Genomic DNA, 13,517 nt, shown 5'->3' on the forward strand with positions numbered 1-13,517 from the left:
TTTCTTAAACAACCGTCTTTTTTTAAAACAATTATGTATCCAACAGCCAATCCTATACATGCAAATGAATGTTTTTTCTAGATCAAGAGCATTATTAAAACATATCTTTATAAAACAGCATATTATAAACAAGGTGAAAAAACTCTAAAATACATACTTTAAAATGATAACATACAAATGTATTAAAATTTTCAAGAAAAACGAAAAAAATCCAACCAGAAAACATATTAAAGATATGTACCGTCACACTCTATAAAAAGGCGATAACAACAAAAGGAATAAAGAACGAGAAAAAGCCACAAGTATAGCTTGTGGCTTTTTTAAAGATTAATCAAAAACAAGAACAACACTAGAAATGATAACGCAATCCACCAGAGAAACTCGTTCCAGAAAAACCCGCTTTCGTTAGCTTATGCTGATAAACCAAATCACCGTGAAGAGAAAAGTTTTGAGATAATTGGGCATTAAAACCTAATCCTGTTTCTAGTGAAGAACCAAAATCACCTAACTGGAATGCATCTTTAAAGTGCACAGATTTCTTTTCTCCAAAACCATGAGCAAGATTAAGCTTTCCATAAAAAGAAACAGCTTGATTCTCATCAGTAACAACCAGCATCTTTGTTAAACGCCCCCCAACACGAGCTATCCACTGATGAATATTTCCAAGTTCAATATCAAAACCATCCACATCATGCCCCTTATTAAATTGAAGATATTGATAAACAACCTGAGCTTGCGGATCAAACACAAAGCCGTCATCTCCTACCATAAATGTTTTACCAGTCGTCAATGAAGCACTTAAAGGTTTTCCCTTTAATGTTGCCGTTTTACCCCGTGCCGTTGTTAAAACATCCCCCTTAAAAAAACCATAAGATACAAGACCATCAACGTAGAAACCCGTATCATGCTGCATACCACCATATGCCGCAACTGACCATTTATCAAATGTACTTTTTTGGCTCTGTTCAACATTTAAAGGTTGCAAAGAAAATTTCTCGTAAGCACCTATAATTCCAAAAGAACTGCTACCATACATATTTTCGATTGCTTTTAGCAAAACACCTGCCTCTATAGCATTATAACCAAGCTCACCGCCATAACCATATTCAAGCGCAGAAAGATTTGAAGTATAACGATGATTGCCACCATAACCTCTCACAAAAAAGAGAGGATTTTCACGACTTTCTAACGATCCTCCAGAAGCAATTCGCAAAGCTTCTAAGCGCTTATTTTGATTGCTAACATTCATCAAACCAATATGAAACAAGGCATTAGGCAAAAGGAGATACGTTGGAACCTGTGGAACAACAACTTTAACTTCCGGTTTAGGAGGAGGAGAAGGCTCTGGAGCTGGTTCTGGAGAAGGCATCGGATCAAGATCTGGTTTAGGCTTAGTATCAGAATCTATCGATCGACTTTCAAGACGGAAATCCCAAAACTCTCCGCTTCCTTCAACTAATCTTTGCTTCTCGTTTGCTTTTCCTAAATTAGATTGTGGACCATAACCATAAAGCTTATATTGATAAGGTAATTTGTTTAACGCCACATACCCACCTTCCAACTGAAAAGAATCCTGCTCTGCTTGTCCAGAAACCTGAACGACTGAAAGTCCTTGATCATTTCTGCCCCTACCTGTGTATCCTCCTGGACTTCCTGCAACAGCACGCACATGAAGCATTGTTTTTCCCGAAACATCCCCATGAATTAAAACACGATCAGTTTTTTGATGATCAAGGTCTCCCCCTTCATTCAGATATGTATTTAAATGAATATGTGCACCATCTTTTGCTTTATAAACTTCACCCTTTCCCCGTCCAACACGAAGGGTTTGATAATCATCAACAGAAGAAGATTCTTGTCTTTTAAACTTAATAGAGCTCTTATCCATAAGACTGACCAATGAAATAGAAGAATCACGTTGATCTTTTTGCAAATTTTGTGGTAAAATCCAAGTGGAGTTTTTTCCTAAATAAAGTTCGGCATTAGAATCTTTATCAACGTGAGCGCCACCTTCAAGCGTAGAATCAATAGCCAAAACCGTTATAGACGCCCCTTTCTCAGCCTTTAACAAAGCACTTTCTGAACGAAGAGTACTTTTCATCAAACTCACCACACCAGAAATAACATTGCGACCATAAAGAGCCACATCGTCTAAAACAGAAAAATTTGTTGTGTCCAAATTAACAATTTCTAATCTCGCTGGAGCTTTTTCTTCCTCTAATGAAATCTCCTCTTTTTGCCCCTCACCTTTTCTCCATGGCTTCTCTCCTCGCAAATAGACACCATAAGATCCTTTACCTTTTACCGTAACAGAAGAAGATTTAAGATTAACTTTGGACACAGCTCTCCCAGACTCAGAATTTTCATTCGATGGCTCTTTAATTCCCTGCTGAGGAGTAGAATCGACTTGATTTTCTAATAATATGCCATGGACATCCATAGCATGAATAGTCGTACCTTTTAAATTAATATCCCCCCCTAAATCCGTACGCAAAACTGCATGATTACCCGAATTTTTTTCTTTACCCTTCCCAGTAATTTTAACATTCTTGAGATTTACTTTCCCCCCTAACATCGAAGAAACACCATGGCTGTTCATAAAATCAACAGATCCACCTAACATCACGATTTTTGAACGATCATAACTTAAAAGACTTGCATTCCCATTAGCCGTCTTAATTGCTGTATCTTTTAAACGAACAAATGAACCATCTGCTGCATCAACACCTTCATGACTTTCCTCAATCTTTCCCTTTTCTACCTTAATCACTCCATTAGTCGCACGAAGGGCTATGACTGCATTTTTGATAGTCGGAGCTTCAAAAACAACCTTACCTTTTTCTAATACGTGCACCCCCACTAAAAAATCCTTATCAGCAACTTGACTGCTAACCATTACATTTTTTCCACTAACCCCTGTTCTTACTCCCTTCACGGTTATAGCAGTAACGTTAGTTGGGTCCCACCCATGCATAGCTTTATAAGACCGATTATCAATTTTATCTTCTTTACAATTATCGCATATATAATACGCACCATCATGTATTATAAGCTTATTATTTTCATATATTTCACGAGCATATTTACTTCCTGTTTCCCCTCTCATTCCACCCCCAAAACCATTACCCACGTTATTAGGATAAATAGGCCACCCATCAACACCACTAATAGGAAGAGGGGGGATAATCTCAACAATAGGAATATTATGTCCATCAGCACTAACGGTAAAATAAATTGGTTCTAAAAAACCAGTAATTGAAACGCTATGCCTAGCGGCCCCTATATTTCTACCGCTAACACTATGAGCAGGAAGATTAACACCTTCCTCTGCCCTTGCACCAACGACTATTTCATTTTGGAGCAAAGAGAGGATAGCTGTTGTTACAGTATATAAACACAGATGATTTCTAAATACTTTAATCATAGTTCCCTCGAAACTTTCCTTCCCCTCTCATTAAAAATAAAAGCACTTGCAAAACATCGCATTGCGCACCTCAAAATATGAAGGTGTAACAAAAAAGACATGCCTCATGCTCATTTGAACCGTGCAATGAATTATCTCAATAAACTTATCAGAAGCTCTACGCTCAAAACTATTTATAAGAGAATAATAACAAAGCACACTTTATGGGTGTATAATGCATTCTGTATTTCGTGTAAAGAAAAAATAAAATCAATACGTGTAATTTAATAAAAAACACAACTAAACCTTGTGAAATTTAAAAATTAATCCACAAAGCAATGAATGAAAAAGGATTTAAATTAGTGAAAAACAAACGCTCAAAAACGAGCTTTCGAAAGCGTCAAATATTATATTAGATAAGATCAATACGACACTAAAAAAGAGAACATAAGACAGACCGGGCTTCTGCACGCTTAAGAAGCTTATACAAATGAGTCACTTTATCGCATCAGCAGCAAAAAATTTAAGCAAATTTTCTTTAGCACCAAAAAAACACGCTCATACGTACAATAAACTATGTCTTTTTTCATTCATATCAAGAAGACGAGAAGCTTTTAAGAACAAGATAAGTGTTATAAAGAAAAAAGGCAGCACACCGTGCCGCCTTTTTTAAAAAGTACATACTGTACCTTATACTAGAACTGATAACGTACCCCTCCGGAGAAACTTACTCCCGAAAAACCAGCTTTACTGAGCTTATGTTGATAGAGAACATCAGCATTCAGAGAAAACTGTGGCAACAATTTGGTGCTAAAACCTAATCCTGCCTCTAATGAAGAACCAAATGCTCCTAACTTGAAAGCATCATTAAAATGCACAGACTGTTTCTCTCCAAAACCATGAGCAAGATAAAGCTTACCATAGAAAGCAACAGCATTCACACCTTCAGAGCCTGTAGGATTCTTGGTTAAGCGTCCACCAACACGTGCCACCCATTGATCAACTTTTCCCATTTCAATATCAAAATTGTCAATATCACGAGCTTTATTGAACTGAAGATGTTGATACACAACCTGAACCTGCGGATCAAAGACTAAGCCCTTATATCCTGTTGCAATTGTCTGACCACCAGATAAAGAAACACTCAAAGGATTACCTTCTAATGTAGCTGTCTTACCCCGTGCCGTCGTTAGAACATCACCTTTAAACAGACCATAGGATAACAGACCATCAATATAGAAGCCAACATTATGCTGCATACTACCATATACCGTAGCAGTCCATTTATCAAAGGCACTCTTTTGGCTTTGTTCAACATCTTGCGGCTGCAGAGAAAGTTTTCCATAAGTTCCCATAACACCAAAGGATAGAGCACTGTCAGTATTTTCAATAGTTTGCAGCAGTACACCTGCCTCTACACCATGATAGTCAAATTCGCCGCCATAACCATATTCAAGTGCCGATAAATCTGAAGCATAATTATAATTTCCACCATAGCCGCGTAAATATAAAGCAGGATTCTCGCGAACCTCTACCATTCCTGTAGAAGTCATCCGCAAAGTCTCCAACTGTTTGCTTTGATTGTTAATATCCATCAAACCAGTATGGAATACGCTATTAGGCAAGACGAGATAAGTTGGCACTTGTGGAACAACAGACCTGACAAAGTTTTCAGGAAGGGCAGCAGATTTAACATATTGATTTTCCAAACGGAAGTTCCAAAACGCTCCACCATCCTTAACAAATTTCTGCTGAACATGCTCCTGTTTGGAAGTCGCTTCTGGAGCATAAGCACGCAATGTGTATTTATAAGGTGAGTTCGCCAGCGCAACATATTTTCCTTCGAGTTGGAAAGAATCCTTCTTTGCATTTCCATAAACCTGAATAATTGAAACACTGTGAGCAATCTTGGCATTCGCTTTAGCATCTCCTACATTGCCCGCATTACCCATTACATGTATTTTTGTTTTTCCAGAAACATCACCATGAATGACAAGTCGATCCGTGACTTGCTGATCACGCGGACCATGAGGATTTAAACGTGCATTGAGAAGAATTGAAGCATCCCCCTCTGCCTCATAAACTGTGCCTTTTCCATTTCCAATATGAAGTGTCTGATACATCCCTTCAGATTCAGAAGGCTTAAACGTAATAATACTATCTACAAGACTTACAAAAGAAACACATGAATCCACACATCCTAAATCTGGTGCACCCAAATCCTTCTGGACGCTTCTTTTTAGAACCCACTCTGAACTATTGGCTAAGTTTAATTTTGCGTAAGAATTTTTATCGACACGAACAGCACCTGCAACAACAGAAGCATCAACCAAAACCGATATATTAGAATCATTTTCAGCCTTCAATAATAAATCACCAATAAGAGTTGTTTTATTTTCTAATGACACATGACCACCAGAATTATTACCGTAGATCGCTATACCCTTTGCAACTTCAAACTCAGTTTTTTTCAACGAAACTGTCCCTATTATGCCTATAGGTGTTTTTTCTTGTTCGGATACAGCGCTCGGTTTAACAACATTTTCTTGCTCATGCGCTTCTTTCTGTATTGCCCCATCAAAATATATACCGTAAGTTCCACCTACTATAACATTAGAATCCTCGATATTCGCGTGATTCACAGCAGGAGGAACCTCAGCAGATCTCCTTCTCCTAGAAGAATTTGTCTTAACCACATCATCACTCTTCACAAACCATAAAGCATGAGCATCCGTAAAAACACTTCCGTTCTTAAAATCAACAGAAGCATTATCACTCAACAGAAAAGCTGCACTTCCAAAATTATTTGTAGAACTTGACTTCCCTTCTTCTTTTTTCATTGTAATGTTAACTTTGTCTAACTTAATGTTGCCCCCAGCTTTTGACCTTACAGCCACTCCCTCTGCCAGAGTAATAGTTCCAGAATTCATAGTTATATCACCAGCCTGACTCGCCAGAGCAGCCACAGCCAAATCCCCCGTCACGCTAATTTCCGTATCCTTTAAATTAATAGATGATCCAGAACCTGCTAACGCACCCACATAACGCGCATTAACCGTTCCACCAATCATTGTAACCTTTCCACTCCTTTGCGCTTCAAGGCCAATCATAGAAGACTGAATTGTAGAGTTGCTTTCCAAAACAACTTCTCCCCCCTCTTCTGCAAGCACAGCACTCACAGCCTGTATTTGAGTCAAATCAACATCATTTTCACTATCAGAAGAATCCACACCTCCAATTGTAGCCCCCTTTAACGTAATAACTGTATCCTGACCTTTCACACGCATAGAATGCTGAGTTTTATCACTTGTCTTCAATATAAGGTTTGTGAATGTCCGCGATTGACCATCACTGCACGAATAAACAGTCTGCGATCCTTGTCCACCATTATTCACATCACTACATGTAGAAGAAGACGTTTCTTCAGAAGGTACAGAAGTAGAAGGGTACATAGCAGCAGCCGATTGTATAGATGCTGGCCTTCTATCTGTATCAGATCTCAAAAGTGAATCGCCTCGAGCAGGGGCAGATGGAGAAGGTTGAGTTTCCGCAGATGAAGGGTCTGATGGTACAGAAGATAGCGCATACTTCACCTCTTCTAAACGAAAATCCCATACTTTCTCCTTATTTTTCAAATTTTCATCAAAATACTGTATGCTCTTTCCTGCACTAACTGAATCATAAGCACGAAGGATGTATTGATAAGGTGTACCTAATGTAACATAACCTCCATTCAGCAGAAAAGAATAAGCTGTTGCATCCCCATAAACCTGAATAATTGAAATACTTTCAGGCACATTTGTAGATGGACTTCCACTAACTTTACTCTGAGACGCTTCGCTACTTTGACCATCATTCACATACACTACAGTTAGCCCAGAAACATCACCATCAATTAAAAGCCTATCAGAAATTACACCTTCAGAAACATTAGAACCTCTATTTACATTGAAATAAATCTTCGCGCCTTCACCTGCATCGTAAACCGTACCGCTCCCTTTCCCAATTCGAAGCATTTGATAATTGCTACGACTACCATCATTCTCTACAGACATAAATTTAATAGAACTATTTAAAAGCTTTATAAACGAAATACGTGAATTCATAGCATAACTAAATGTGCCGTGAGCAGTTTCAAGTTTTGCTATTTTATTTTTTTTCAAGTGCCACTCAGATCCCTTTGACAAAAGAAATTTAGTATTTGAGCCATCCTCAGTGTGAACATCACCTATTATTTTAGAATCTTCTGCCAAAATGAAAAGATTAGAATTCGCCTTAGCAATCGATAACACATCACCAGAAAGCTCCGATTTATCTTCTAAAATAACAGCACCATTAAATTTGCCAGCATAAACAGCTATACCAGCTGAATCTGGAGTTTTGAACGTAGTTTTCTTTAAGAAAACCAAATGCGCCGCGTCCGATTCAGAGTTGATTACTGAGGAAGATGATCCATTTTCATTTTGATCTCTGTATTCTCTATCAAAAAATATACCATAAGAATTTTTGTTTGCTGTGATGGTAGAACCCTCCATCCTAGCAACAACTTTCCATTTCTTTAGGCCCAGAACATCATTAGAACGCCCAACCTCTGAATTAACAATACTTCCCAAAGAACGATTCATAAAAGAAGAAACCTGAGCAAAAGTAGTATCCTCAACTGAGCTGTCTGGAACGAATACTACAGAACTGATATCACTTTTGGCGCTACTATCATTTTCAGTGGTGGTAGTGTTTCTAGTGGGTGCAGGGAAAAGCGTATCTGCCTTATTATCACCAAAAATTGATAGAACACTAACTCTACTACCTGTAAAAGTTCCCCTATCAAAAGAGATAAACCCATTCTGTATCATAAAGCCGTTACTCCTATACTCATTTCTATCTTTTTCCACTGACACTGTAACGCCATCCAATGCAACAGATCCCCCTGTGTCCACAATAACCGCCGCACCATTATCATCTAATAAGGAAATCTTTCCACCTATCATCGTTATGCCAGATCCGATACTACGTAGACTTACACTCCTCACCAAAACGTCCACATCCTCCAAAAAAACAGATGATTGGGATCTAGCAATAACCGCATGATCAACATCATAGATTTTTCCACCTCTCATAAAAATCTTCCCACCATTTATAATCTCCATAGCAATGTAAAAATCATGCATGCTCGATTGCTTCAAACTAATCTTTGACCCCTCATGCCCAGACAAAGCACTACCATAATATGAAGCAATCAGTTTTGGATTTTGCCTGTCTGAAATGCTCCCCAAACCCTGCTTAAAAACTTCGTTAGACATGTCCACTCCTGTCAGATTAACAATAGTTTCTTTAAGAGTTCCATTTTCCTCCGTACTAGCCTTCCCCTTCACATATATAGCATCCCTTATTCCTCTACGTACATCACTACCCCCGCCTCCTTCGCCGTTTCCACTCCCGCCTCCTTCGCTGTTTTGGGTTTCCTGTTTCTTTATAATAATTTTACCAAAATATCCTATATGAGCCTTACCATCTGCACAAAAGATAGGATTTCGCACTCTCTCATAGAATTTCATATTACAATCACTAGTAGCCTTAACCTCTGCAGTGTTCCATTCAGATCCAACATCCCATCCTAACTGAGAAGCCTGCATACTTTTAGTAGAATCAGCTTGTGCAGAAGCACCATTGCTCGAAGAAACATCTATAACTTGTAAAAAGATGAAAGCACTTGTTGTGAGTGCGTACAAACGTGTACGCTGTTTAAATACATTGATCATATGTCAAACTTCCTAAATATAATCTTGCAAAAGCACTTGAATTAAGTGAAAATAAAGTAACTGCACATTTTGTAACATACATTAATACGTTTTATAACAAAATGTAAAATTATTGCAATTCATTTTGTGTATAAAAATGTCTAAGTATAAAGTTTAAAGTGCGTAAAATTTTAATATTTTATAGAAAAAAGGATAAAATGATGGTGATAAAATACCTAAAATGGATAACTTCTGTTCTGATAGTTGTAATGAGTGTTTCAATAAGTTTTGCAACCTTTTCATGGGCCGGTACAGATGTTAAAGCAAACATAACAATTGATCACGTTTCAGGAAAAACTTCTGTTCCAGCTGCTCCACAAAAGGTTATTGTATTTGATATTGCCTCGCTTGATAACATGAATCGCCTTGGAATCAAAGCAGTAGTCGGTATTCCAGAAGGAAAAAAACCTTCATATTTGCAGCAATTCAATGATGCACAATATGAAAAAATTGGTACCCTTTTTGAACCTGATTATGAAAAAATTGCCACTCTTCAGCCTGATTTAATTATTATTTCCTCAAGAACTCAAGCCAAATATAAGGATCTATCCAAAATCGCTCCAACGATTGACTTAACTGTAGGAAATGAAAATACTCTTGCAGATATTGAACGGAATGTGTCTATACTTGGAAAAATTTTTGGCAAAGAACAGGAAGCAGAAAAGGAAATTGCAAAACTTAAAGAAAATTTAGCAAAAGTTCGTGAAAGCACTGAAGGAAAAGGGACAGGGCTCGTCCTCATGACCTCTGGTGGAAAAATTAGTGCTTTGGGTCCAAAATCACGTTTTGACATTCTCCATTCCACCTTTGGAATTGCTCCTGCAACCGATAAACTCACCGTACAAAAACATGGGCAGCTCATTTCTCCTGAGTTTATTCTTGAAACCAATCCTGATTGGTTATTGGTTATTGATCGGGATGCTGCTATCGGACGAGAAGGACAATCTGCTGCACAATTGCTCGACAATGAACTTGTCCACCGCACAACGGCTGGCAAAAAAAAGCAGATTATTTATTTAGATTCTTGGAGTTGGTACCGCGCAGCTGGTGGTTTAACAGGGCTTAATGAAGCAGCACAACAAATCAACGAAGCCTTTACAAAAAGCAAATAAGCATATGAAATAGCTTGCTTGTTATAAAAATAAAATTTAGAAGCAAAGGTTGTTTATAAGCTACCTTTGCTTTTTTTCTGTTGGAAAATGACGTGAAAAATTATTGGATAACCATAACAATTCTTATTCTGCTTTCTATTCTCAGTATTTTTGTTGGTTATTCAGATATAAAACCTTCTAACCTTTTATCAAGTGATCCCCATGCGTGGCTTATTTTTTGGCAAACACGCCTGCCCCGTACAATTGCAGTCCTTTTGGTAGGTGCAGCACTTGCCCTCTCCGGCATGATTATGCAACTGCTTGCGCGCAACCGTTTTGTCGAGCCGTCCACTGCTGGAACTGTTGAATCAGCCTCCCTTGGCATTGTTTTTGTGATGATTTTTCTACCCAATATTCCTGTTTTAGGAAAAATGATGATCGCCACTGCTTTCGCAATGACTGGCACACTACTCTTTATGTTTTTATTGCGCAAAATTCCTTTAAAATCGGCTCTCATTGTACCGCTTATAGGAATTATGCTGGGCTATGTTATTGGCTCCCTAACCAATGCTATTGCTGATTATGAAATGTTGCTTCCTTCTCTTCAAGCTTACTTATTTGGCAGTTTTGCCATGATTCTTGAGGGAAAATACGAACTCTTATGGTTTTCTCTTCCCCTTTGCATTCTTGCCTATTGTACTGCTGATCGTTTTACTGTCGCAGGTCTTGGGGAAGATTTAACCAACAACCTTGGACTAAATTATCGTGCAGTCATGCTCTTTGGTCTTTTTATTGTCGCATCAATCACTGCTGTCGTTGTCTGTACAGTTGGCCGAATTCCTTTTATTGGACTCATTATTCCAAACCTTGTTTCAAATTTTAGGGGTGATAATATGCGCCACACTGCTCCTTGGGTGGCAATAAGCGGTGCAGGACTTCTCTTGATCTGTGATCTTTTAGGACGAATCATTCACCCTTCTCTTGAAATTCCCATCAGCACGATGATGGGCGTTATTGGTAGTTTTGTTTTCATGATACTGCTGTTGCGTTGGAGAAAACGTCTTGGATAGAAAGAAAACAACAATACTTATCTTGACAACATTTATCGTAATGGCATGTAGCCTTATTAGTCTTTACATGACATGGAATATCAATATCTATACGTGGACATTTCGGCTCACAAAACTCATCTCTCTTCTTCTCATTGCCTATACGATTACAGTTTCTACGATTCTCTTTCAAACAGTTATTAATAATCGCCTTCTTACCCCTTCACTAATGGGGTTTGATCAGCTTTATATTTTCATAAAAACGATCATAATGTATTTTTGGGGTTCTCTTTCGCTACCCTTTTTAAATGAAGAAGGACAATTAGTTCTTGAAGTTCTTATCCTCATTTTCTTTTCCATAAGTCTTTTCCGCTGGCTTTTTTCAGGCAGCCTACAAGGGCTTCATTTAACGCTCTTGATTGGTATTATTTTGGGGGGATTTTTTTTCAGCTTACGCATGTTTATGCAATTGCAACTCAATCCAGATCAGATGATGAATTTAACGGATATTATGTTTGCAAATTTTAATAAATTCAATACGTCACTTGTAAGCTTTGCGACAATCATTGTTCTCATCGTAAGCCTAGTTGCTTGGCGCTCACGCCATCTGCTTGATGTTCTTGCTTTGGGACGTGAAAATGCCCTTAATCTTGGAGTAGATTATCGCAAAAGCGCGACAGCTATTCTGATTTTTGTTTCTATTCTTGTTTCCATTTCCACCGCACTGGTCGGACCAGTTACCTTTTTTGGATTACTCGTTGCCAATCTTGCATATGGACTCTCCCCACAAGCAAAACACGGGGTTGTTTTACCGATAGCGATATTATTAGCAATTATTTTTCTGGTTGGAGGACAGTTTATCTTAGAACAAATTTTTCATATGGCAGGACGTTTAAGTTTTATTATTGAGTTTTGTGGCGGTATTGTTTTCTTAACATTACTGATGAAGGGAAAACTAAAATGATTGAGATAAATCATCTTTCCAAGGCTTATGGAGCACGATTGATTATCGATGATTTATGTCTCAAGCTCCCTAAGGGGGGAATTATTTCTCTCATTGGTCCCAATGGTTCTGGTAAATCAACGCTTTTGATGTTGATTAGGCGTCTTTTACCGCGTCATAAAGGAACAATTCATATCGACAACCTTGACATTGATAAAATGCCCCATGCTATTTTGGCACAAAAACTCTCAATTTTGCGTCAAGATAATCCTTTATCCTTTCGTCTTACCGTTTACGATTTAGTCAGTTTCGGGCGCTATCCTTACTCAAAAGGCTGGTGTACACATGAAGACAAACAATTTATTGACAGTGCTCTACGATATCTCGGCTTACAAGACTTAAAAGACCGCTTTTTGGATGAACTTTCTGGTGGGCAGCGCCAACGTGCTTTTATTGCCATGGTTATTTGTCAAGATACCGACTATCTCTTGTTAGATGAACCTTTAAACAATCTTGATATGAAACATGCTGTTGCCATGATGAAGCAGTTACGCCGCACAGCTGATGAACTGAAAAAAACCATTCTCATTGTGATGCATGATATTAATTTTGCTTCCTCTTATTCAGATATGATTGTTGCCCTCAAAAATGGCAAAGCAGCATATTGTGGAACAGCAAAAGAAATTATGCAGCCAGAAATCCTTAAAGATATTTATGATGTGGATATTCAGATCAAAACAATCAATGACATTCCTATCGCCTTTTATTATCGATAAATTCTTCTCATCATCAATAATCGTAAAACTTCTCTTTTGTCCTTGCGTGCACTTTAAAATCTGCTAAAAATGGCGACATTGGCTTATTGGGGAATAGTTTAATGGTAGAACAGCGGACTCTGACTCCGTCAATCTTGGTTCGAAGCCAGGTTCCCCAGCCAGTGTAGCTTTGTAGCTTGTGTAGTTGTAGCTTTGTAGCTTGACATCTGGTTTTGCACAATTTGACAGCATATTTTGCATCAATTTATTTTTTTTCGAAGGGTTTTTAAGGGGGTCTCAAAGGGTCTTCAAAGACCTTTCAAAGGCTGTTTTAAGATTCGTAATTTTGAATGTGAATCTATTGGATTTTGCTCCTCTACATTTTTTATCCTACAAAGCATGATAATCACACGTATTCTCTGAGACGCTCCTATTGTCTGCTAGATCGCTAAAGCGTGTAAAATCGGATTGAAAGGCT

At 38.1% G+C, this 13,517-nt stretch carries 6 protein-coding genes and 1 tRNA gene; 5 read left to right on the plus strand and 2 right to left on the minus strand.

Translation table 11 applies throughout. The features are described 5' to 3' along the window. Positions 1-349 precede the first annotated feature (349 nt). Positions 350-3,424 carry an autotransporter outer membrane beta-barrel domain-containing protein gene (locus CEV08_RS06530; RefSeq protein ID WP_100130880.1) on the minus strand — a complete coding sequence of 1,025 codons (3,075 nt, stop codon included), beginning with the start codon at positions 3,422-3,424 and terminating at the stop codon, positions 350-352. A 674-nt stretch (positions 3,425-4,098) separates the two neighbouring features. Then, entirely contained in the window at positions 4,099-9,162 is a 5,064-nt protein-coding gene (locus CEV08_RS06535; RefSeq protein ID WP_100130881.1) for an autotransporter outer membrane beta-barrel domain-containing protein, read from the minus strand. 200 nt (positions 9,163-9,362) lie between these two features. On the opposite strand from CEV08_RS06535, the gene CEV08_RS06540 reads away from it, so the two are divergent. The 5 genes from CEV08_RS06540 (at position 9,363) to CEV08_RS06560 (ending at position 13,221) form a co-directional block, all read left to right on the plus strand. Beyond that, positions 9,363-10,313, plus strand: a complete 951-nt coding sequence (locus tag CEV08_RS06540) for a siderophore ABC transporter substrate-binding protein (RefSeq protein ID WP_180753565.1) — start codon at positions 9,363-9,365, stop codon at positions 10,311-10,313. 92 nt (positions 10,314-10,405) lie between these two features. After that, the gene (locus tag CEV08_RS06545; RefSeq protein ID WP_100130882.1) at positions 10,406-11,362 is read left to right on the plus strand and encodes an ABC transporter permease; all 957 of its coding nucleotides are present in this window, start codon (positions 10,406-10,408) and stop codon (positions 11,360-11,362) included. Next, positions 11,355-12,305: an iron chelate uptake ABC transporter family permease subunit gene (locus CEV08_RS06550; protein WP_100130883.1), complete on the plus strand. Its 951-nt coding sequence runs from the start codon at positions 11,355-11,357 to the stop codon at positions 12,303-12,305. Before CEV08_RS06545 ends, CEV08_RS06550 begins: the two co-directional genes overlap by 8 nt. Continuing rightward, complete coding sequence (locus CEV08_RS06555; RefSeq protein ID WP_100130884.1) at positions 12,302-13,060, plus strand: iron ABC transporter ATP-binding protein; 759 nt, start codon at positions 12,302-12,304, stop codon at positions 13,058-13,060. Before CEV08_RS06550 ends, CEV08_RS06555 begins: the two co-directional genes overlap by 4 nt. An 87-nt stretch (positions 13,061-13,147) precedes the next feature. Continuing rightward, positions 13,148-13,221 (plus strand) — tRNA-Gln (locus tag CEV08_RS06560). The last annotated feature ends 296 nt before the right edge of the window (positions 13,222-13,517 follow it).

The organism is Bartonella tribocorum, from assembly GCF_002778015.1.
GTDB classification, from domain to species: domain Bacteria; phylum Pseudomonadota; class Alphaproteobacteria; order Rhizobiales; family Rhizobiaceae; genus Bartonella; species Bartonella tribocorum_B.

Coding starts and splice junctions, on each gene's coding strand:
- CEV08_RS06530 (WP_100130880.1), bottom strand. CDS start 3,424: ATGATTAAAGTATTTAGAAATCATCTGTGTTTATATACTGTAACAACA.
- CEV08_RS06535 (WP_100130881.1), bottom strand. CDS start 9,162: ATGATCAATGTATTTAAACAGCGTACACGTTTGTACGCACTCACAACA.
- CEV08_RS06540 (WP_180753565.1), top strand. CDS start 9,363: ATGGTGATAAAATACCTAAAATGGATAACTTCTGTTCTGATAGTTGTA.
- CEV08_RS06555 (WP_100130884.1), top strand. CDS start 12,302: ATGATTGAGATAAATCATCTTTCCAAGGCTTATGGAGCACGATTGATT.